Here is a 22,014-nt window from a genome sequence, read left to right as displayed (position 1 = left end):
ACTTCGGGCCCTTTTCGTCAGCGCCGCGTCACATCAGCGGCCCAGCGCACTCATGCGAATGCGGAAGCAGCCGCCGACGCCCGGGGTCGGCACGTAGTCCAGGCTGGCCTGGTTGGCGCGGCAGAGTTCGCGGGCGATGTAGAGGCCGAGGCCCGTGCCGTGGCTCGATGTCGTGAAGAACGGCTTGAACAGGCGGGCGCGGATCGGTTCGGGGATGCCCGGGCCGCGATCGAGTACGTCGAGCACGGGCTGACCGTTCTCGATCGCCGTGCGCAACGTGACCCGCGCCGGTTCGCCCGGCATGCGCCCGTAATTGAGCGCGTTGGCGACCAGCACCGTCACCGCCTGGTGCAACTGTCGCGGATCGAACAGCGCATTGAGTTCGGGCTGCGTCGACGCGCTGATCAGCGTGTCGCTTTCGATCGGGTGACTCACACGGTAGTCGTCGACGAACTGCTTCGCGAAATGCACGAGTTCGACGACAACAGGCTTCGCCGGTTCGCGTCGCGCAAGACCGAGCACGTTCTCGACGATGCCGTTCATGCGCACCACGTGCTGGTGGATGATCTCGAGCAGGCGACGATCGGCGGGGCGGATGTCGTCCGACTCTTCGAGCAGCTGCACGGCATAACTCATCGCGGCGAGCGGGTTGCGGATCTCGTGCGCGAGGCTCGCGGAAAAGCGGCCGAGCGTGGCCAGCGTGATCGACTCGGCGCGTTGCGACAGCAGTGATGTGTCGTCGAGGAATATCAGCGTCTGGTCGCTGTTGGCCTGCAGGCGAGCGAAGCGCGGAATGACGTCGTTCTGGTCGGCGGCGATGCGAACCGGCGTGTCGTCGGCCGTGCCGGCTTCGCGCCATTTCTCCAGGCGACGCCCGAGTTCCGGCACCGCAACGGCAAGCTCGCGAAAGCCGTGCACGTCGTCACCGACATCACCAAGCAGTGCGGTCGCCGCTTCGTTCGCGAGCCGCATCCGCCCGTTGCCGTCGATCAGGACCACGCCCGTGCGCAGCCGTCGGATGATGAGCTCGTTGACCTGCGCGAGGTGTTCGTTCTCGGTCGTGCGCAGCGCGGCGATCTCGTAGCTGTCGCGCATCTGGCGGCCGAGCACGTTCATCAGCGTGGCGAGCGCGAAATAGCCGATCGCGAACATCAGCGGTTCCGACGACCCGCGTCGCGGCGCGCCGTCGAACAGGCTCCAGACGTATTCGCCGATCAACAGCGAAACCGCCGCAGCGGAAAACGCGAATGCAATGCGCGGTGGCAGCAGCAGCGACGCCGCACCCACGTTGAACATCAGCATCAGGGCGATGCCGGTTCCCGCCGACGGCAACGCGTGCATCGCAAGGATGCCGAAGAACAGGTCGGCGGCGATGCCGACGCCGGCGGACACGCGCACGTCCAGGCGTCGGCCCAGCCCGAGCATCACCAGCGACACGAACAGGTAGGCGATCACCACCGAGCGCGACAGCAGTTCGAAGCGCGGCGGCTCCAGCGTGGAGGCGAACGGCCCGAACACGATGAAGACCAGCAGCGCCGCCTCGAGCGCCCGGTAGAGGTTGAAAAGCCGCAGTTCGCGGTAAAGGACGTGGTCGGCGTCGAGCGGGGTGACGACGGTTCTCAGGGGCACGGCGCGCGTCCAGCGGCAGGTCGGCCGAGTATAGGTGGCTGATTCGGAGAGGTTCGGCCCGGGAACGCGGGTTGGCCCCGCCCGGCCCGATCGGCGACAATACGGCCCCCTCGCGCCCACCCCGGCCGCGCCGTCAGGCGCGCGAGGCCCCACGTCCATCCTTCGGTGACGCATGAATTTCCACGAGTACCAGGCAAAGCAGCTCTTTGCCGATTACGGCATCGCCGTTCCCAAGGGCATCGTTGCCCGCTCGCCCGACGAGGCGGTCGCGGCGGCCAAGCAGATTCCGGGCGACCTGTGGGTCGTCAAGGCGCAAATCCATGCGGGCGGTCGCGGCAAGGCCGGCGGCGTGAAGCTCGCCAAGAACTACGACGCGGTGCGTGAGTACGCCAAGGCGATGCTCGGCACGAAGATGGCCACGTACCAGACGGCGGGCGTCGAACTGCCGATCGACAGCGTGTTGATCTCCGAAGGCACGGACATCGCGAAAGAGCTGTACCTGTCGGTGCTCGTTGACCGTTCGACGAAGACGGTGACGTTCATCGCCTCGGCCGAAGGCGGCATGGACATCGAGCAGGTCGCGCACGAGAAGCCCGAGGCGATCCAGACGCTGCACGTGAACTATGTCGAAGGCCTGCAGCCGTACCAGTGCCGCGACCTCGGCTTCGCGATGGGCCTCAACGCCAAGCAGGTCGGCCAGCTGACCAAGATCATGACCGGCCTGTTCAAGCTGTTCATGGAGAAGGACCTCGCGCTGGTCGAGCTCAACCCGCTCGCCATCCTCACCAACGGCGATCTCGCCGTGCTCGATGGCAAGGTCGATTCCGACGACAACGCGTCGTTCCGTCATCCGGAGCTGGTCGCCATGCGCGACACGCGCCAGGAAGACGAGACCGAAGTGCTCGCGTCGAAGTACGACCTCAACTACGTCACGATGGACGGCGACATCGGTTGCATGGTCAACGGCGCGGGCCTGGCGATGGCGACGATGGACGTGATCTCGCTCAACGGCGGTTCGCCGGCGAACTTCCTCGACGTGGGCGGCGGCGCGACCAAGGAGCGCGTCACCGAGGCGTTCAAGCTGATCCTGTCGAGCGACAAGGTGAAGGCGATCTTCGTGAACATCTTCGGCGGCATCGTCCGCTGCGACATGATCGCCGAGGGCATCATCGCGGCGGTCAAGGAAGTCGACGTCAAGGTGCCGGTGATCGTGCGCCTCGAGGGCACGAACGTCGAAGCGGGCAAGGAGCTGCTGCGCAACTCCGGCCTCGCCATCACCGCGGCCGACGACATCAACGACGGTGCGAAGAAGGCCGTCGCGGCCGTCAAGCAAGCCGCCTGAGACTTCCACGTTGCGCGGCACTGACCGCGCGACCGACACAGGAATAGAAATCCAATGTCCGTTCTGATCAACAAGGACACCAAGGTGATCGTGCAGGGCTTCACCGGCTCGCAGGGCACCTTCCACGCGCAGCAGATGCTCGACTACGGCACCAAGGTTGTCGGCGGCGTCACCCCGGGCAAGGGCGGCACCGAGCACCTCGGCCTGCCCGTGTTCAACACCGTCGCCGAAGCCGTGTCGAAGACCGGCGCCGATGCGTCTGTCATCTACGTGCCGCCGCCGTTCGCGGCTGACGCGATCATGGAAGCCGCGGCCGCCGGCATCCGCGTCATCGTGTGCATCACCGAAGGCATTCCGGTGCTCGACATGCTGCGCGCGAAGAACGTGCTCAACCAGCATCCCGAAACCGTGCTCGTCGGTCCGAACTGCCCGGGCGTGATCACGCCGGGCGAGTGCAAGATCGGCATCATGCCGGGCCACATCCACAAGCCGGGCAAGATCGGCATCGTGTCGCGTTCGGGCACGCTGACGTATGAAGCGGTGAAGCAGACGACCGACGTCGGCCTCGGTCAGTCGACCTGCATCGGTATCGGCGGCGACCCGATCAATGGCACCAACTTCATCGATGCGCTGAAGTGGTTCCAGGACGATCCGCAGACCGAAGGCATCATCATGGTCGGCGAGATCGGCGGTTCGGCCGAGGAAGAAGCGGCCGAGTTCATCGCCAAGCACGTGACCAAGCCGGTCGTGGGCTTCATCGCGGGTGCGTCGGCGCCGAAGGGCAAGCGCATGGGCCACGCGGGCGCCATCGCGTCGGGTGGCTCGGGCACGGCGGAAGGCAAGTTCGCGGCGCTGGAGAAGGCGGGCGTCACCACGGTGAAGTCACCGGGCGATCTGGGTGCGGCGATTGCGAAAAAGCTGGCGGGCTGATTCGATTGCACGCTCAAGAAAAGGCCGCCTCAGGGCGGCCTTTTTGTTTGTGGACTTGCGGAACGTAGCGGGCTGGCAACATCGACATCTTCGACAACGTCAAAGGCGTTTCGTGCGCTGGCGCGCCCGAGTCACTTTTCTTTGCTGGCCCAAAGAAAAGATGACCAAAAGAAAGGGCCTTCCCCGATCAGATCTACAGCCCGCAACCGGCGGGTCTGTCGCGATCGCCACACTCGCCATCCATGGCTCGGGTGGCGACGGCGCACATCCTGTGCGCCGCCCTTCGGGTCTCACGATTTCCACGGCTGTCGAGTGTCTGAAGCGATAGCATCGCGGAGAGCAACCGCAAAATATTGTGTTGACGATCTTCGGTCTGCCGCATATGTTGTGCCCGTCGAAGGTGCCGTGCCCGCCAGGGCCGGCTTAAAAGGGAATCCGGTTTGAAGCCGGAACTGCCCCGCAGCGGTAGGTGGAAACGACCCGCGTCATTGGCACTGGCCTCAAGGCTGGGAAGCGACGCGCAGTAGGTCGGCGAGCGATCGCCGGTGTCCACGAGTCCGAAGACCTGCCTCGATCGGTGGCCATGCGCCGCCGTTGGCCAGGCGTCCTCGTGGGAGGGACGGGTCGGTCCGCGGACGCCGTCCGCCGCCTTCCGTCTCCGTCATGTCGATGCCGGCTCGCCCGAGGGGGCGGGGGCCGGCGCAGGACGACGCGTGCGCCGCTTTCGCTTTCTCTCCATCACCACCGGAGAGGAAACATGACCACCGAAACACTCGTCACCACATCGACGCCCGACGTCGACGACGCGCAGTCCGACTTCGCACTGACCCCACCACACGCGCCGGCGACCATGACCGTGACCAAGCGCGACGGCCGCCGCGAACCGGTCGACGTCGCCAAGATCGTGCGCGCCGTGCAGCGATGCGCGCAGTCGCTCGACGACATCGACCCGATGCGCGTCGCGCTCAAGACCATCGGCGGCATCTACGACGGCGCGACCACGCGCGAGCTCGACGAACTGTCGATTCACACCGCCGCCGCGTTCACGACGGAGGAACCGCAGTACTCGCGACTCGCCGCGCGCCTGCTCGCCGCGTACATCGACAAGGAAGTCGCGGGGCTCGGCGTCTATTCGTTCTCGCAGTCGATTGTGCTGGGCCACGACCTCGGCCTGATAAACGATCGCGTGCGCGAAACCGTCGAAGCCAACGCGCGCAAATTCAACGATGCGATCGACGCAGCGAAGACGCAGCGCTTCGAGTACTTCGGCCTGCGCACGCTCTACGACCGCTACCTGCTGCGCCATCCGCACAAGCGCCAAGTGATCGAGACGCCGCAGCACTTCTTCATGCGCATCGCGGTCGCGTTGACCGACACGCCGTCCGGGGCGCTGCAGCTGTATCGACTGATGGCGTCACTCGACTACATTCCGAGCTCGCCCACGCTGTTCAATTCGGGCACGCGGCACGAGCAGCTGTCGTCATGCTTCCTGCTGGATTCACCGCAGGATTCGCTCACCGACATCTACGCGCGCTACGGCGATGTGGCGCAGCTGTCGAAGTTTTCCGGTGGCATCGGGCAGGCGTACCACCGTGTCCGTTCGCGCGGCTCGCTGATCCGGTCCACCAACGGGCGCAGCAACGGCATCGTGCCGTGGCTGAAGACGCTCGATGCGTCCGTCGCCGCCGTGAACCAGGGCGGCAAGCGCAAGGGCGCGGCGTGCATCTACCTGGAGACCTGGCACGCCGACATCGAGGAGTTCCTCGAACTGCGCGACAACACCGGCGACGAGGCGCGTCGCACGCACAATCTCAACCTCGCCAACTGGATCCCCGACCTGTTCATGCAGCGTGTCGAGCAGGATGGCGACTGGTCGCTGTTCGATCCCAAGGCCGTGCCCGAACTACCCGACCTCTGGGGTGAGGCGTTCGACCGTGCCTACGTGCAGGCCGAGCAACGCGGCCTCGCAACGCGCACGCTCAAGGCGCGCGAGCTGTACGCACGCATGATGAAGACGCTGGGCGAAACCGGAAACGGCTGGATCACGTTCAAGGACGCATCGAACCGCACCTGCAACCAGGTCGGCCCCGGTCGCACCGTGCACCTGTCGAACCTGTGCACCGAGATCCTCGAGGTGACGAGCGGTGACGAAACCGCGGTGTGCAATCTCGGTTCGATCAACCTCGCACAGCATGTCGGCGACGACGGTTTCGACTTCGACAAGCTCGCGGAGACGGTGCATGTCGCGGTGCGTCAGCTCGACCGCGTCATCGACCTCAACTTCTATCCGATCGAATCGGCGCGGCGATCGAACCTGCGCTGGCGTCCGGTCGGTCTCGGTGTGATGGGACTGCAGGACGTCTTCTTCAAGCTCCGGCTGCCGTTCGATTCGGCGGAGGCGCTGGCGCTGTCGACACGCATCGCCGAGCGCATCTACCTGCACGCGCTGGAAGCCTCGTGTGAACTGGCCGAACGCCATGGCGCCCATCCGTCGTTTGCGGAAACGCGCGCGGCGAACGGTGACCTGCAGTTCGACCTGTGGGGCGTCGCGGCGACACACACCCATGCGTGGGACGCGCTCAGGTCGCGCATCGCCGAGCACGGCCTGCGCAACTCGTTGCTCATCGCGATCGCCCCGACCGCGACGATTGCGTCCATCGCCGGATGCTACGAATGCATCGAACCGCAGGTGTCCAACCTGTTCAAGCGCGAGACGCTGTCGGGCGACTTCGTGCAGGTCAACCGCTACCTCGTCGACGAGCTGAAGAAGCTGGGCCTGTGGACGCAGACGGTGCGCGACGCGATCAAGCTTGGCGAGGGTTCGATCCAGTCGATCGACGCGATCCCCGCGATGCTGCGCGATGTCTACCGCACCGCGTGGGAGTTGCCACAGAAGGCGCTGGTCGACCTCGCCGCCGCGCGCGGTGCGTATATCGACCAGTCGCAGTCGCTGAATCTCTTCATGGAGAGCCCGAACATCGGGCGGCTGTCGTCGATGTACATGTATGCGTGGAAGTCGGGGCTCAAGACGACGTACTACCTGCGTTCCCGCCCGGCAACGCGAATCGCCAAGGCCACGGTGAGCGCCGCGTCGCCGCAGGCAGCGATCGCCTGTTCGCTCGAGAACCCGGACGCCTGCGAGGCCTGCCAGTAAGCGATCAATCGTCGTTCCCGCGAACGCCTCGTCGATTCGCGGAACGACGCCACCGCCATGCAGAGGCGATCGGGTGACGGCAGGAGCCGTCGAGGGAACGCCGGCGCAATGGACCGCGCGAACGGATGCGACGCATGGATGTCGCCCGTCGCCCCTGCACCTTCGATGCAACGCGATAGACCGCACACGGATCCGCCATGACCAGCACGCGCCTGCTCGACCCCGGCTTCGCCCTCACGCTTCGCCCGATGCGTTACCCCGGCTTCTACGACATGTATCGCGACGCCGTGCGCAATACATGGACCGTGGAGGAGATCGACTTCGGCATCGACGTCAACGACCTGCGCGACAAGCTGACGCCGGCCGATCGCCACCTCGTCGAACGCCTCGTGGCGTTCTTCGCAACGGGCGATTCGATCGTTTCCAACAACCTAGTGCTCAACCTCTACCAGCACATCAACGCGCCGGAAGCGCGCATGTACCTGTCGCGCCAGCTCTACGAGGAAGCGCTGCATGTGCAGTTCTACCTCACGCTGCTGGATGCGTACGTGCCCGACGTCGAGCGCCGCGCCGCGGCGTTCGACGCGATCGAGAACATTCCGTCGATCCGTGCCAAGGCCGACTTCTGCTTCCGATGGATCGACTCCATCCAGGGCTTGAACCGTCTCGAAACCCGCGGTGACCGCCGCACGTTCCTGCTGAACCTCATCTGCTTCGCCTGCTGCATCGAGGGTCTGTTCTTCTTCGCGGCGTTCGCCTACGTCTGGTTCCTGCGCTCGCGCGGGCTGCTGCCGGGTCTCGCGGCCGGCACCAACTGGGTGTTCCGCGACGAGTCCGGGCACATGGCGTTCGCACTGGAAGTGATCCGCACGGCGCGCGACGAGGAGCCGGACCTGTTCGACGCGGCGATGGAAGGCGACGTGCGCGCGATGCTGCGCGAGGCGGTCGACGTCGAAGCCGCATTCGCGCACGACGTGCTCTCGGGCGGCGTGAACGGGCTGTCGCCGCGCGAGATGCGCCAGTACCTCGAATACGTCGCCGACCTGCGGCTGCAGTCGCTCGGTCTAGCGCCGGAGTTCGGCAGTCGCAACCCGTTCGCCTTCATGGACCTGCAGGACGTGCAGGAGCTGACCAACTTCTTCGAGCGACGCGTGTCGGCCTACCAGGTCGGCGTGAGCGGGCAGGTCGCGTTCGATGCCGCGTTCTGACGCGCCGCGCGAGGCGCGCCTGTGGGAGATCGTGTTCCCGGACCACGCCAACCACCTTGGTACGTTGTTCGGCGGCCAGGCGCTGGCGTGGATGGACAAGGCGGCGTTCGTCGCGGCCACGCGTTACGCGCGCCGCACGGTGGTGACCGCGCGCTCGGAACAGGTCGACTTCCATGTGCCGGTCCGGCAGGGACAGCTGGTCGAACTCGTTGCGCGCGTTGCCGACGTCGGCCGAAGCTCGATGCAGGTCGACGTCGAGCTGCACGCCGAAGACCCGCACGCCGGTACGCGCGAGCTGTGCACGCGGGGCCGCTTCAGCATGATCGCGCTCGACGCCGACGGCCGGCCCGCGCCGGTGGTGCCTCTCGACGACGGAACCGCCGCGCCCGGCGCGTAGAATCGGCGGCTCTCGACAGGAGCGGCCATGGCCCTGCGGATCGCACTCGCACAGTTCGATTTCCCGGTCGGCGACATCGCCGGCAACACCGCGCGCATCGAAGCGATGATCGCGCAGGCGCGCGACGAACATGGCGCCGCGCTGGTCGTGTTTCCGGAACTCGCGGTCAGCGGTTACTCGCCGGAAGACCTGCTGCTGCGTCCGAGCTTCCTCGCCGACTGCGAGCACGCGATCACGCGCATCGCGGCCTCGACGCGCGGCATCACCGCCGTCGTCGGCTGGCCGGAAACGGCAGGCGCGATCGTCTACAACGCCGCCAGCGTGCTGCGCGACGGCGGCATCGAACGCACCTATCGCAAGCGCGAGTTGCCGAATTACCAGGTGTTCGACGAACGCCGCTATTTCTCCGTCGACCCCGACGGCGAGACCTGCGTGGTCGATGTCGACGGCGTGCAGGTCGGCGTGGTGATCTGCGAGGACCTGTGGTTCCCCGAGCCGCTCGCCGCCGCAGTGAAGGACGGCGCGCAGGTGGTCGTCGTGCCGAATGCATCGCCGTACGAACACGACAAGCACCTGACGCGCGACGCGCTGCTCGCCGAGCGGGCGACGGAATCCGGCGCGGCGATCGCATATCTCAACGTGGTCGGCGGACAGGACCACGTGGTGTTCGACGGTGCGTCGGTCGTCGCCGACGGCGATGGCCACGTGCATCCGGCGGCGACGTCGTTCCGCGAGGATTGGCTCCTCGTCGATTTCGACGTCGCCTCGCGGACGTTCACGCTGGTCGACTGGACACCGGAAGACGACGAGAGCCGCGAAGGCCTGGCGTGGCGCGGGATCGTGCTGGGCACGCGCGACTACTGCCGCAAGAACGGTTTCGACAAGGTATGGCTGGGCCTGTCAGGCGGCATCGATTCGGCGCTGGTGCTGGCGATCGCGGTTGACGCACTGGGCGCGGAGAACGTCACCGCGGTGCGCCTGCCGTCGCGCTACACGGCCGACATGTCGAACGATCTCGCCGCCGAGCAATGCCGGCGTCAGGGCGTGCGCCTGCTCACAGTGCCGATCGAGCAGCCGTTCGAAGCCTACCTCGCGGCGCTCGCGCCGGTGTTCGAAGGCCGCGACGTCGATGTCACCGAAGAGAACCTGCAGTCGCGCATCCGCGGCGCCACGCTGATGGCGATGTCGAACAAGTTCGGCGGCCTGCTGCTCACCACGGGTAACAAGAGCGAGTACGCGGTCGGCTACGCGACCATCTACGGCGACATGTGCGGCGGCTACGCGCCGATCAAGGACGTCTACAAGACCGACGTGTTCGCCCTCGCGCGCTGGCGCAATACCGTCGACGCGGTGATCCCGCAGGAGGTCATCGACCGCTCGCCATCGGCCGAGCTGCGCGAGAACCAGAAAGACCAGGATTCGCTGCCGCCGTACGACGTGCTCGACGCGATCCTGCAGCGGCACGTCGACGGCGAACAGTCGCGCGACGAGATCGTCGCCGCGGGCTTCGATCCCGCCATCGTCGACAAAGTGCTTCGACTGGTTCGCATTTCCGAGTGGAAGCGACACCAGGCTGCGCCCGGTCCGAAGATGACGCCGCGCGCGTTCGGCCGCGAGCGTCGGTATCCGATCAGCAACGGCTATCGCTGAAGCGCGTCGTCACTGAAAGGCGGATAGCGGAAACGAAAACGCCGCCCGGAGGCGGCGTTCGTCGAAGCGGTGGCGCGACCGGTCAGTGGCCGACCTTGGAGGTGTCGCCACCGAACGGATTCAGGCGGCGCAGGTGGCTCGGGTAATCCGGCCATTCGCCCTTGAGGTAAGGGTGGTTCGGGTCGGCTTTCTGCAGCTCGGCGCGCGCGTCGGTGGCGAGCGCGGTGTTGCCCAGCGAGGTGTAGGCCGACGCCAGCGTCGCGATCGCGTCGTTCTGGTAGCTCGACTGCGGGTAGTTCTCGAGCACGTACTTGGCGCGGTCGATCGCGGCGACGTCCGCGTGGCGCTCAAGGTAGTACAGCGCCGTTTCCATCTCGTAGCGGGCGAACATGTCGCGCAGCTTGGCCATGCGCTCGCGCGCGTCGGCGGCGTAACGGCTGTTGCCGTAACGCTCGACCACGATGCCGAAGTCGTTGTACGCCTGCTGCGGCGTCGCGAGGTCGCGGCGCGCCGGGTCCAGGTGCCACACGCGCTGCAGGAACACCGCGTCGCGGGAGGAATTCACCAGCCCGCGCAGGTAGTACAGGTACGCGATGTTGCGGTTGGTCGGGTAGGTGCGGATGAAGCGGTCGATGGTGCTGATCGCGTCATCGTGCTTGCCCGCCTTGTACTGCGCGTAGGCGGTCTCGATCAGCGACTGCTCGGTGTACGGACCGTACGGGTACTGCGCGAGAAGGCGCTTGTAGGTTTCCTCGGCCGACGACCAGTTGCCGTTGACCATGGACTTGTGGCCCTTCTGGTACAGCGTCTCGACCGGAACGCCTTCGTTCGAGTCGTCCTTGTGGCGGAAGCGCGAGCAGCCCGCACCGGCGAGAAGCGAAACCGCGAGGACGGCGACCGCCACGCCACGGAAGAGGGACACGGGCGACGGGCGGAAGGCGGTGCGATAGCTCATGGGATCGACGGCTGCCGGATCGGGAGACAGGAAGGCCGGATAATAGCAGGACCGTCTTAACCGACCCGCGCTGGCGGGCCGCAGCGAAAAGGCCCCCCAATGCCCGACACCATCACCCTCGAAGCCCGCGTCCCCGACACCAGCGCCGGGCGCCGCTTCGATGCCGTCCTGGCCGACCTGTTCCCCGAGCACTCGCGCTCGCGGCTGGCCGGCTGGATCAAATCCGGGCAGGCCCGGCTGGACGGCCGCGAGGCCCGGCCGCGCGATCCGGTGCGCGGCGGCGAACACGTCACCGTCGAAGCCGAGATCGGCATGCAGACCGACGCCCCGGCCGAGGACATCGCCCTCGACGTTCTCTACGAGGACGCCGAGGTGATCGTGATCGACAAGCCGGCCGGGCTGGTCGTCCACCCCGGCGCGGGCAATCCCGCGGGAACGCTGGTCAACGCGCTGCTGCACCGGGACCCCACGCTCTCCGCGCTGCCGCGCGCGGGCATCGTGCATCGCCTCGACAAGGACACCTCGGGCGTGATGGTCATCGCACGCACGCTGCAGGCGCATACCGCGCTGGTCGACCAGCTTTCCGCACGACAGGTGCATCGCCAGTACCTCGCGGTGGTCGTCGGCGCGCTGGTGTCCGGCGGCACCGCGAACGCGCCGATCGACCGCCACCCGCGCGATCGCATCCGCATGGCCGTGCGCGAGGACGGCAAGGACGCGGTCACGCACTTCCGCCTGCGCGAACGTTTCCGCGCGCACACGCTGCTGGAATGCCGCCTGGAAACCGGGCGCACGCACCAGATCCGCGTGCACATGGCGCACCTCAAGCATCCGATCGTCGGCGACCCGCTGTACGGCGGCCCGCTGAAGCTGCCACGCGGTTCGTCGCCGGAAACGATCGAGGCGCTGCGTGGCTTCCGCCGCCAGGCACTGCATGCGGAGACCCTCGAATTCGTGCATCCCAGCACCGGCGAGCCCGTGCGCTGCAGCGCGCCGGTTCCGGCCGACCTGCGCGCGCTGGTCGAGGCACTGCGCACCGACCTGCGCGAACACGAAGAACGCGCACGGTGACTGCGTTCCTGCACGCCGACTGGCCCGCGCCGCCTGGCGTGCATGGCGGCACGACGCTGCGCCATGGCGCCGGTCGATCGCTCGCGCCGTTCGACACCTTCAACCTCGGCAACCGCACCGCGGCGGACGGCGATGACGCGGCGACCGTCGATGCGAACCGCGATGAACTCGTCGACATGCTGGCGCTGCCGTCGCGCCCGCGCTGGCTGCGGCAGGTGCATGGCGTCGACGTCGTGCGCTTCAGCGCCGGCGACGCATGGGGCGACGAGCCGCAGGCCGATGCATCGGTGACGTCGGATCCGGGCGTCGTACTTGCGATCCTCACCGCCGACTGCCTGCCGGTGCTGTTCGGCGCATGCGACGGCTCGGAGATCGGCGGTGCGCACGCGGGCTGGCGCGGCCTGGCGGACGGCGTACTCGAGGCGACCGTCGCCGCGATGCGCACGTCGCCGGATCGACTTGTCGCGTGGCTTGGCCCGGCGGCCGGTCCCGCCGACTACGAGATCGGCGTCGACGTCTACGACGCATTCGTCTCTCGCGACTGGGCAAGCGGGTCGGCGTTCACGAGTACGCGTCCGCATCACTGGCGCGTCGACCTGTACGCGCTCGCGCGGCGGCGTCTCGTCGCAGCCGGCATGTCGCCCGACGCCATCCACGGCGGCGGCCTCAGCACGATCGCCGAGCCCGCGCGCTTCTTCTCGCATCGTCGCGATCGACGGAGCGGACGCATGGCGTCGCTGGCGTGGATCGCGACGTGATCCCGGACACGTTGTACGGACGCCTGCTGGGCGATGACTATGCGCGCCTGCAGCCCACCGTCGCTTCGTTGCATGCGTGCAGCGGCTTGCGTCGCTACAGCGGCAATGTCGTCGTCGAACGCGGCAGCACGTTGCTGTCCCGCCTGTGCGCGTGGGCGACGCGCCTTCCTCCGGCGGGGCAGGGACCGATCGACGTCGACATCGACGCCGACGCGGACGGCGAAACGTGGACGCGCCACGTCGCCGGCCACGCGATGCGTTCGCGCCTGCGCGCGCACGATGGCCTGCTTCGCGAGCGACTCGGCCTGGTGACGTTCGACTTCCGGCTGCTCGTCGAGGACGCGGGCCTGCGCTGGCAGGTCGTGCGCGTGCGCGCCTTCGGCATCCCGCTGCCGCGCGACGCGTTCAAGGGCGTGGTCGCGCGCGAGTCCGAACGCGACGGCCGATACACGTTCGACGTGCGCGCTGCATTGCCGCTCGCCGGCCTGCTCGTGCATTACTGCGGCGAACTCGATGTCGGCTGACGGCGCGGTCATCGTGTTCGACGGCGTCTGCGTGCTGTGCAACGGGTGGGTGCGCTTCCTGTTGCGCCACGACCGCGACGCACGCTTCCGTTTCGCCGCGATGCAGTCGGACGCGGGCCGCGCGCTGCTGCAGCGTCACGGGCTCGATCCGGACGATCCCGCATCGTTCCTGCTGATGGACGATGCTGGCGCATCGACCGACACCGATGCGATCGCACGCGTGCTGGCAGCGCTCGGGCTACCGTGGTCGGTACTGGCGACGATGCTGACGTCGATGCCGCGCGCACTGCGCGACCGCGCCTACCGATTCGTCGGCCGCCACCGTTACCGCATCTTCGGCCGCCATGCGGCGTGCGCATTGCCGCCGCCCGATCAGGCCGCGCGATTCATCCGCTGAGGGTTTCGGTCGACGCGTCGATCGGATAATGCGCGAGCGCGGCCATGAAGTCGTCGAGCGTGAACAGATCGAGGCAGGGCCCCGCGCTGGGCCTCGGCCGCCCGGCGCGCCATGCCCGCGCCAGCAGCACGGCGGCGGTGGCCGGAATCTGCGGCCCGCTGCCATCGCGCGCGACGATGCTCCATCGCAAGCGAAGCGGGCGGCCGTTGTGGCCGATGCCGGCTAGGTCCATCGTCATCAGGCCGGTGTCGCTGCCCGCGTGGATCCAACGATCGCTCAGGCGCAGCAACGTCGGGGCCCAGCGCGGCAGGTCGCGCACGAGCCCGACGCGCACCGCAACCGCCGCAAGCCACAAACCGAAATGCATGCGACGCAGCTCCAGCCCGGCGCGGAACTCGCACTGCTGCAGTTGCGGATAGCGCGCGGGAAGTACTTCGAGATCCGGCACGTCGCAGCGTGCGACCCACCGCGTGCCGAGGGCGGCATGGCGGATGCGACGCAACGACTGCCAGCCATGCGTGCGAATCCATCGTCCGCCGCCGCGCACCGGAAACGGGCGGCCGACGTAGCCGAGGATCGCCTGCGTCGTCGCCAGGCCGCGCGGCGTCCGGTTGCCCGGGCTGATCGCACTGTCCACGCTGTCGAGCCGTGCGAATCGCGGCAGGTGCGCGGCGACGACCGCCGCGGACAGGCCCGGCACGCTGCTCGCGCCGCCCACCACGCGGACACCACGTTCGCGCGCGGCCGAATCCAGCGATGCGATCCCGGTGACGAACGCGCGCGCGTCCGCGAGGTCGATGTAGTGCGAGCCGACGGCGATCGCCGCTTCGGCGACGCGATAGTCGCGCGCCTGGAACGGGCCGGCGGTATGGATCACGACATCCGGCGCCAGCGCGGCGATGGTGCTCGCGATGTACGCCGATTCGACATCGAGCGCTCTTACTTCCAGGCGTGCGGCCGCGCCCGTTTCGAGCGTCGATGCCAGATGCCGTGCGCGGTCGATATGTCGACCCGCCAGTACCAGGTCGATGTCATCGCGCGACAGTTCCCGTGCGACGCGGGAACCGAACTGCCCGTAGGCGCCGATCAGGAGAACGCGGAAGCGCGGCATGCGCGCAGCATAGCGAACCGGTCAGTGCGGACGCGCGTCGTGTGATGCATCGTCGCGGCGACGCTGCTGCGCGCGGCGCTCGACCACGTAGCCGCGATCCTCGATCACGTCGCGCGCCGTGCGCAGCGCGGCCAGGTAGCTACGGCGCCAGTAGGTGATGTCGTGCGTGAGCAGGTGCTGGAACATGCCCTGCCAACGTTCACGACGCTCCTCGCGCGGCATGGTCATCGCCTGCGCGATCGCGTCGCCGGTGCCGTCGAGATCGTACGGATTGGCGACGAGCGCGCCACCGAGTTCACGCGCCGCGCCCGCGAACGGCGAGAGCAGCAGTACGCCGGGGTCGTCCGGGTCCTGCGCCGCGACGAATTCCTTCGCGACCAGGTTCATGCCATCGCGCAGCGGCGTCACCAGTCCCAGCTTCGCGAGGCGATAGAAGCCGGTGAGCGCCGCGTGCGGGAAGTTGCGATTGACGTAGCGGATCGGCGTCCAGTCCGGCTCGGCGAAACGCCCGTTGATGTTGCCGGACAGCTGTTCGAGTTCGCTGCGCAGCTTGCGGTATTCGGCGACGCCGCCGCGCGACACCGGCGCGATCTGCAGGAACGTGAGTTGCCCGCGCTGCTGCGGATAGCGCCGGAGATAGTTCGCGAAACCCTTGAAACGCTCCGGCAGGCCTTTCGAGTAATCGAGGCGGTCGACGCCGATCGCGAGCTGCCGGCCCGACATGCTCGCCACCAGTCGCTTCACGCCCGACTTCGCCGCCGCCTCGCGTGCGAGCTCGGCGATGCGGGCGGTATCGATGCTGATCGGGAATGCGCCGGCGTGGAATCGCCGGCCATCCGGTGCCTCCAGCAGGCCACGTTCGAGCACGCGACCGCCGCCGAACAGGCGCACGTAATCCTGGAAGCGTTCGAGATCGCGCTCGGTCTGGAAGCCGACGAGGTCGCAGGACGACAGGCCTTCGAACAGCAACTGATGGCCCGGCAACGCGGCGAGCAGGTCGGACGACGGCATCGGCACGTGCAGGAAGAAGCCGATGCGGCACCTGACGCCGCGCTCGCGCAGCTGGCGCGCGAGCGGGATCAGGTGGTAGTCATGGATCCAGACGAGGTCGTCGTCACGCAGCAGCGGTGCGAGCTTGTCGGCGAACAACGCGTTGACCCGCTTGTAGCCGGCAAACGTGCCGCGGTCGTAGTCCACCAGGTCCATGCGGAAGTGCAGCAGCGGCCACAACGTGCGATTCGCGAAGCCGTTGTAGTAGTCCGCATGATCCTGCGTCGACAGGTCCATGGTGACGTAGCGGATGTTGCCGTCCTGCTGCTCATGGATCCGGCCGGACGCGTGCGGATCGACCGTGCCGCTCCAGCCGAACCAGACACCGCCGTCCTCGCGCAGCGCATCGAGCAGTGCGATCGCGAGACCGCCGGCACGTGATTCCTCCGGCAGTGCGACACGATTGCTGACGACGACGAGACGACTCATGCGCTACCCGCGTTGGTGCTCCTGCCGGCGTGCGCCGGTGCATTCAGCATGCCGGGCGCCGGTTCGCGGAGGCGTGATGGCTTCACGACGCGCCGGCAGCGCTACGTGGCGTGCTCCCATGGGCGGCTGAGCCGCATCGCCGCGTTGATCAGGCCGACGTGCGAATACGTCTGCGGGAAGTTGCCCCACAACTCGTTGCCTTCCAGCGACATGTCCTCCGACAGCAGGCCGAGTGCGTTGCGTCGCGCCAGCACGCGCTCGAACAGCTCGCGTGCTTCGTCGGCGCGACCGACCGACGCCAGCGCGTCGATGTACCAGAACGTGCAGATGGTGAAACTCGTCTCGGGCACGCCGAAGTCGTCGGGCGCGACGTAGCGGAGCATGCCGTCGCCACGGCGCAACTCCCGGCCGACGGCATCGACGGTCGCAGCGAAGCGCGTGTCGCCCGCACGGACGAAGCCGAGGTCGGCGAGCAGAAGCAACACCGCATCCATGCGCCCGCTGTGCGTGCCTTCGACGAACACGCCGCGACCGCGATCGAATGCCAGCTCGTCGATGCGCGCATGCATGCGGTCGGCGCGCTCGCGCCAGAACGCCTCGCGGTCGGCGATCTGCAGGGCGCCCGCGATTCGGGCAAGGCGGTCGCAGGCGGCCCAGCACATCACCGCCGAATACGTGTGCACCTCGACGCGGCCGCGGAACTCCCAGAGGCCGGCGTCGGGCTGGTCGAACAGGGCATACGCCCGCTCGCCCAGGCGTTCGAGTCGACGGAAGTGCGTGCTGCCGCTGGGCAGGTTCAGGCGGCGGTCGAAAAACATCTGCGTCGACGCCAGCACCACGCTGCCGTAGACATCGTGCTGCGGCTGCACCCATGCGAGGTTGCCGCGTCGCACCGGACCCATGCCGCGATAACCGGCGAGCGCGTCCATCTCCTCTTCGTGCAGCTCGCGGTCCAGGCCGATTCCGTACAGCGGCTGTAGATGCCCGTCCTCGGGAATCAGGTTCGACACGTAGCGCAGGTATTCCTCCATCGTGCGTGTTGCGCCGAGGCGGTTGAGCGCGCGCACGACGAAGGCCGCATCGCGCAGCCAGCAGTAGCGGTAGTCCCAGTTGCGCTGCGTATCGGCCGCTTCCGGAATCGACGTCGTCATCGCGGCGATGATCGCCCCGGTCTCGTCGTACTGGCAGAGCTTGAGCGTGATCGCGCTGCGGATCACCGCGTCCTGCCACTCCAGCGGGATCGACAGCGCACGCACCCATTCGCGCCAGTAGTCGATGGTCTTGTCGAGCGCTTCGTGCGCGTAGTCATCGATGGCGCGGGTGAATGTCTCGTCGGGCCCGAGGATGAAATGCAGTTCGCGATCGAGCAGGAACGGAATCTCCTCGCGCACCATCCGCACCGGCGCGTCGGTGTTGAGCCGCAGCGTGAAATCGCCGAGCGCGAAGCGGATGTGGTTGCTGCCCCAGGTGCGATCCGGCACGCGCGAGCCGTAGTCCGCCAACGGTCGCAGACGGACGCGAATGCGCGGCTCGCCGGCGAGCGGTCGCACCGTGCGGATCAGCATCACCGGGCGATAGAAGCGGTCGTACTGCTTCCATCGCGGTGCGAAATCGATGATCTCGATGGCGCCGCCGCGGTCGTCGCGCAATACCGTGCGCAACACCGCGGTGTTCTCGATGTAGTGCTGCTCGCTGGAGACGCCGCCGTCGAGCTCGATGGCGAAATCACCGCCGTCGATGCGCGGCGACAGCAGCGCGCAGAAGGTCGGATCGCCGTCGAATGCGGGCACGCAGCCCCAGACGATGCGTGCCTGCGGGTCGATGAGCGCGCCGATGCTGCAGTTGCCGACCAGGCCCAGCGCCAGCGAACTCATGCCGCGGCTCCGAGCCGATCGGCGCCATCGGCGATCCAGCGTCGCAATGCGTCGGTGTCGGCGAGCGTGTGCGTTGCGAGGCTGGGTTGACGGTCACCGACTCGCACGGACAGCCCGTCCATGCGGTTTGCCGCGGCGAAGCCGTCCTCGTCGGTGAGGTCGTCGCCTGCGAACACGGGCGTGCGGCCGGCGAAGGGCGCGGCCGCCATCAATCGCCGCATCGCGTCGCCCTTGTCGGCATGCGCAGGCCGTAGTTCGACCACGCAGTTGCCGTGCTGCAACCGATACCCGGGCAGGTGCGACAGCGCGGACGCGGCGATCGCCTGCAGTGGCGAGCGCGCATTCGGTGCGGCGCGCCAGTGCAGGGCCAGCGCGATGCCCTTGTCCTCAATGCGTGCGCCCGGATGCGCGGCCGCGATCTGCTCGGCGGCCTCGCGAACGCGCTGCAGTTCCGGCGGCGCGTCGATCGGCGGCGAATGGTCGATGCGTTCGCGCAGCTCCAGCCCATGCAGGCCTGCAGCGGGCATGCGCAGATCCGGGAACAGGGCATCGAGTTGCGCGATGCGGCGACCGCTCACCAGGGCGAGCGCGCCGTCGAGCGCGCGCGACAGCCGTGACAACGCGTCGCCGAGGCCATCGGGCACGTGCACGTCGTCGGGATCGTCGGCGAAGTCGAGCAGGCAGCCGTCGACGTCGAGGAAGAGCGCCCAGTGCGCTTGCACGGGCGGCGGGGCGGGCAGGGTGAAGGGGGCGGTAGCACTCATCGGGCCGAGTCTGGTAGCAGCGACGTAAGCACCGGGTGGACAGCCGCCCCTGCACGTTCGACGTGCTGCCGGACGGTCACGCGCTGCGCTTGAATCGACCGGCATAGTCCGCATCTATCGGCCATCGCGGTTCGCAGCCGCCCCGATTCCAGAGGACCTCACCATGCGGATGGACAAGCTCACATCCCGCTTTCAGCAGGCGCTGGGCGATGCCCAGTCGCTTGCCGTCGCGCGCGACCACAGCGTGCTGGAGCCTGCGCACCTGATGGCCGCGCTGCTCGACCAGCAGGGCGGCAGCACGCGTCCGTTGCTGGCGCAGGCCGGCGTGAACGTCGCCGCGCTGCGCGAGCGTCTCGGCGAAGCGCTCGACAAACTGCCGAAGGTGTCGGGACAGGCCGGCAACATTTCCATCGGCAACGACCTCTCGCGCCTGCTCAACGTCACCGACAAACTGGCGACGCAGCGTGGCGACAGCTTCATCGCGAGCGAGCTGTTCGTGCTGGCGGCGCTGGAGGATGGCGGCGACCTCGGCCGTGCGCTGAAAGCCACCGGCGCGACGAAGGAGAAGCTCGAAGCGGCCGTCGACAAGCTGCGCGGCGGCGAGAAGGTGCAGGACGAGAACGCCGAGGAGGCGCGTCAGGCGCTGGAGAAATACACGGTCGACCTCACCGCGCGCGCCGAGGGCGGCAAGCTCGATCCGGTGGTCGGCCGCGATGAGGAAATCCGTCGCACGATCCAGGTGCTGCAGCGTCGCACCAAGAACAATCCGGTGCTGATCGGCGAGCCGGGCGTGGGCAAGACCGCGATCGTCGAAGGCCTGGCGCAACGCATCGTCAACGGCGAGGTGCCGGAAGGCCTGCGCGGCAAGCGCGTGCTGTCGCTCGACATGGGCGCGTTGATCGCGGGTGCGAAGTATCGCGGCGAGTTCGAGGAGCGCCTGAAGGCCGTGCTCAACGACCTCGCCAAGAATGAAGGCCAGATCATTCTCTTCATCGACGAGCTGCACACGATGGTCGGTGCGGGCAAGGCCGATGGCGCGATGGATGCGGGCAACATGCTCAAGCCCGCGCTCGCGCGTGGCGAGCTGCACTGCATCGGCGCGACCACGCTCGACGAATACCGCAAGTACGTCGAGAAGGACGCCGCGCTGGAGCGGCGCTTCCAGAAGGTCTTCGTCGGCGAGCCCAGCGTAGAGGACACCATCGCGATCCTGCGTGGCCTCAAGGAGCGCTACGCCGTGCACCACGGCGTGGAGATCACCGACCCGGCGATCGTCGCCGCGGCAACGCTCAGCCACCGTTACATCGCCGACCGCCAGCTGCCGGACAAGGCCATCGACCTGATGGACGAAGCGGCGTCGCGCATCCGCATGGAGATCGATTCGAAGCCGGAGGAACTCGATCGCAAGGAGCGCCGCCTGATCCAGCTCAAGATCCAGCGCGAGGCGCTGAAGAAGGAGAAGGACGAGGCATCCAAGCAGCGGTTGGCTGACCTCGAAGCCGACATCGCCACGCTCGAGCGCGAGTTCAATGACCTCGAGGAAGTGTGGAAGGCCGAAAAGGCCAGCGTGCAGGGCGCGACGAAGATCAAGGAGCAGATCGAGCAGGCCAAGCTCGAACTCGAGGCCGCGCAACGCAAGCAGGACTTCGCGAAGATGAGCGAGATCCAGTACGGCCGCATCCCGGAACTGGAGAAGCAGCTCGCGAGCGCGCAGGAAGCCGAAACCAAGGGCTTCACGCTGCTGCAGGACAAGGTGACCGCCGAGGAGATCGCCGAAGTCGTGTCGCGCTGGACCGGCATCCCCGTCAACAGGATGCTCGAGGGCGAGCGCGAGAAGCTGCTGAAGATGGAAGAGCAGTTGCACGCACGCGTGGTGGGACAGGACGAAGCGATCAAGGTCGTGTCCGATGCGGTGCGTCGCTCGCGCGCGGGTTTGAGCGACCCGAACCGTCCCAGTGGTTCATTCCTGTTCCTTGGCCCCACGGGCGTCGGCAAGACCGAGCTGTGCAAGGCGCTCGCCGAATTCCTGTTCGACTCGACGGACGCGATGGTGCGCATCGACATGAGCGAGTTCATGGAGAAGCACGCGGTGAGCCGTCTGGTCGGCGCGCCTCCGGGTTATGTCGGCTACGAGGAAGGCGGCTACCTCACCGAAGCGGTGCGTCGTCGGCCGTACAGCGTGATCCTGCTCGACGAGGTCGAGAAGGCACATCCGGACGTGTTCAACATCCTGCTGCAGGTGCTGGACGATGGCCGTCTTACCGATGGTCAGGGTCGCACCGTCGACTTCCGCAACACCGTGATCGTGATGACGTCGAACCTCGGTTCGCACCAGATCCAGGAACTGCAGGGCGACGACTCGCCGCAGGCCTACATGCAGATGAAGGCAGCGGTGATGGCCGTGGTGCAGGCGCATTTCCGACCGGAGTTCATCAATCGGCTCGACGACATCGTCGTCTTCCATCCGCTCGACAAGGCGCAGATCCGGGAGATCGCGAAGATCCAGTTGCGCGGCCTGGAGAAGCGGTTGGCCGAGCGCGGGTTGAAACTCGAACTCAGCGACGAAGCGCTCGCATTGCTGGGCAACGTCGGTTTCGATCCGGTGTATGGCGCGCGTCCGCTGAAGCGTGCGATCCAGCAGCAGCTGGAAAATCCGCTCGCTCAGCGCATCCTCGCCGGCGAGTTCGCGAACGGCGATACCGTGCGCGTTCGCACCGAAGGCGGACACCTGGCGTTCGACCGCAACTGATCGAAGGCGCGCACGGCACACG

16 protein-coding genes, 1 pseudogene and 1 riboswitch are annotated in these 22,014 nt (G+C 67.4%); of the genes and pseudogenes, 11 read left to right on the top strand and 6 right to left on the bottom strand.

Features of this window, described 5'->3' with window-relative positions:
* Nucleotides 1-33: 33 nt before the first annotated feature.
* Nucleotides 34-1,629 (bottom strand): sensor histidine kinase, encoded by a 1,596-nt coding sequence (locus ACKTTN_RS00825; RefSeq protein WP_407907982.1) that lies wholly within the window; start codon nt 1,627-1,629, stop codon nt 34-36.
* A gap of 172 nt (nt 1,630-1,801) precedes the next feature.
* Here ACKTTN_RS00825 and sucC point away from each other — a divergent pair, with 172 nt between their 5' ends.
* The 6 genes from sucC (at nt 1,802) to ACKTTN_RS00795 (ending at nt 10,310) form a co-directional block, all read left to right on the top strand.
* A complete protein-coding gene (gene sucC, locus ACKTTN_RS00820; RefSeq protein ID WP_407907981.1) occupies nt 1,802-2,971 on the top strand; it encodes an ADP-forming succinate--CoA ligase subunit beta in 1,170 nt (389 codons plus the stop codon).
* Between the two features lie 54 nt (nt 2,972-3,025).
* Nucleotides 3,026-3,901, top strand: a complete 876-nt coding sequence (gene sucD, locus ACKTTN_RS00815; protein WP_407907980.1) for a succinate--CoA ligase subunit alpha — start codon at nt 3,026-3,028, stop codon at nt 3,899-3,901.
* A 380-nt stretch (nt 3,902-4,281) separates the two neighbouring features.
* A riboswitch (cobalamin riboswitch) is annotated at nt 4,282-4,488 on the top strand.
* Between the two features lie 170 nt (nt 4,489-4,658).
* Entirely contained in the window at nt 4,659-7,055 is a 2,397-nt protein-coding gene (locus ACKTTN_RS00810) for a ribonucleoside-diphosphate reductase subunit alpha (protein ID WP_407907979.1), read from the top strand.
* Between the two features lie 197 nt (nt 7,056-7,252).
* Nucleotides 7,253-8,263 (top strand): ribonucleotide-diphosphate reductase subunit beta, encoded by a 1,011-nt coding sequence (locus ACKTTN_RS00805; protein ID WP_407907978.1) that lies wholly within the window; start codon nt 7,253-7,255, stop codon nt 8,261-8,263.
* Complete coding sequence (locus ACKTTN_RS00800; protein WP_407907977.1) at nt 8,250-8,660, top strand: acyl-CoA thioesterase; 411 nt, start codon at nt 8,250-8,252, stop codon at nt 8,658-8,660. Before ACKTTN_RS00805 ends, ACKTTN_RS00800 begins: the two co-directional genes overlap by 14 nt.
* A 27-nt stretch (nt 8,661-8,687) precedes the next feature.
* Nucleotides 8,688-10,310: an NAD+ synthase gene (locus ACKTTN_RS00795; RefSeq protein ID WP_407907976.1), complete on the top strand. Its 1,623-nt coding sequence runs from the start codon at nt 8,688-8,690 to the stop codon at nt 10,308-10,310.
* An 82-nt stretch (nt 10,311-10,392) separates the two neighbouring features.
* On the opposite strand, the gene ACKTTN_RS00790 is transcribed toward ACKTTN_RS00795, so the two are convergent.
* On the bottom strand, nt 10,393-11,265 hold the full coding sequence (locus ACKTTN_RS00790) for an outer membrane protein assembly factor BamD (protein ID WP_407907975.1): 873 nt from the start codon (nt 11,263-11,265) through the stop codon (nt 10,393-10,395).
* A 99-nt stretch (nt 11,266-11,364) separates the two neighbouring features.
* Here ACKTTN_RS00790 and rluD point away from each other — a divergent pair, with 99 nt between their 5' ends.
* Genes rluD through ACKTTN_RS00770 form a run of 4 tightly spaced genes read left to right on the top strand, consistent with a single transcriptional unit; the run spans nt 11,365 to nt 14,015 of the window.
* Nucleotides 11,365-12,336, top strand: a complete 972-nt coding sequence (rluD, locus tag ACKTTN_RS00785; RefSeq protein WP_407907974.1) for a 23S rRNA pseudouridine(1911/1915/1917) synthase RluD — start codon at nt 11,365-11,367, stop codon at nt 12,334-12,336.
* On the top strand, nt 12,333-13,094 hold the full coding sequence (pgeF, locus tag ACKTTN_RS00780) for a peptidoglycan editing factor PgeF (RefSeq protein ID WP_407907973.1): 762 nt from the start codon (nt 12,333-12,335) through the stop codon (nt 13,092-13,094). The genes rluD and pgeF overlap by 4 nt, the downstream gene beginning before the upstream one ends.
* Nucleotides 13,079-13,618, top strand: a complete 540-nt coding sequence (locus ACKTTN_RS00775; RefSeq protein ID WP_407907972.1) for a DUF4166 domain-containing protein — start codon at nt 13,079-13,081, stop codon at nt 13,616-13,618. Before pgeF ends, ACKTTN_RS00775 begins: the two co-directional genes overlap by 16 nt.
* Nucleotides 13,608-14,015 carry a thiol-disulfide oxidoreductase DCC family protein gene (locus ACKTTN_RS00770; RefSeq protein WP_407907971.1) on the top strand — a complete coding sequence of 136 codons (408 nt, stop codon included), beginning with the start codon at nt 13,608-13,610 and terminating at the stop codon, nt 14,013-14,015. Before ACKTTN_RS00775 ends, ACKTTN_RS00770 begins: the two co-directional genes overlap by 11 nt.
* Here the strand turns inward: ACKTTN_RS00770 and ACKTTN_RS00765 are convergent.
* The 4 genes and pseudogenes from ACKTTN_RS00765 to otsB form a co-directional block, all read right to left on the bottom strand.
* Nucleotides 14,005-15,126, bottom strand: coding sequence for a saccharopine dehydrogenase family protein (locus tag ACKTTN_RS00765; RefSeq protein WP_407907970.1), 1,122 nt, complete (start codon nt 15,124-15,126; stop codon nt 14,005-14,007). The genes ACKTTN_RS00770 and ACKTTN_RS00765 overlap by 11 nt on opposite strands.
* A gap of 123 nt (nt 15,127-15,249) precedes the next feature.
* Nucleotides 15,250-16,605 (bottom strand): annotated as a pseudogene (gene otsA, locus ACKTTN_RS00760) (alpha,alpha-trehalose-phosphate synthase (UDP-forming)); the annotation flags it as partial.
* A gap of 101 nt (nt 16,606-16,706) precedes the next feature.
* A complete protein-coding gene (locus tag ACKTTN_RS00755) occupies nt 16,707-18,479 on the bottom strand; it encodes a glycoside hydrolase family 15 protein (RefSeq protein ID WP_407907969.1) in 1,773 nt (590 codons plus the stop codon).
* Nucleotides 18,476-19,243 carry a trehalose-phosphatase gene (otsB, locus tag ACKTTN_RS00750; RefSeq protein ID WP_407907968.1) on the bottom strand — a complete coding sequence of 256 codons (768 nt, stop codon included), beginning with the start codon at nt 19,241-19,243 and terminating at the stop codon, nt 18,476-18,478. Before otsB ends, ACKTTN_RS00755 begins: the two co-directional genes overlap by 4 nt.
* A gap of 163 nt (nt 19,244-19,406) precedes the next feature.
* Here otsB and clpB point away from each other — a divergent pair, with 163 nt between their 5' ends.
* Nucleotides 19,407-21,992 carry an ATP-dependent chaperone ClpB gene (gene clpB / locus ACKTTN_RS00745; RefSeq protein ID WP_407907967.1) on the top strand — a complete coding sequence of 862 codons (2,586 nt, stop codon included), beginning with the start codon at nt 19,407-19,409 and terminating at the stop codon, nt 21,990-21,992.
* The last annotated feature ends 22 nt before the right edge of the window (nt 21,993-22,014 follow it).

It is taken from the genome of Lysobacter claricitrinus (genome assembly GCF_045866565.1).
GTDB classification, from domain to species: domain Bacteria; phylum Pseudomonadota; class Gammaproteobacteria; order Xanthomonadales; family Xanthomonadaceae; genus Cognatilysobacter; species Cognatilysobacter claricitrinus.
Note: the sequence above shows the minus strand (reverse complement) of the source record. Positions and strands in the feature narration are given on the sequence as shown.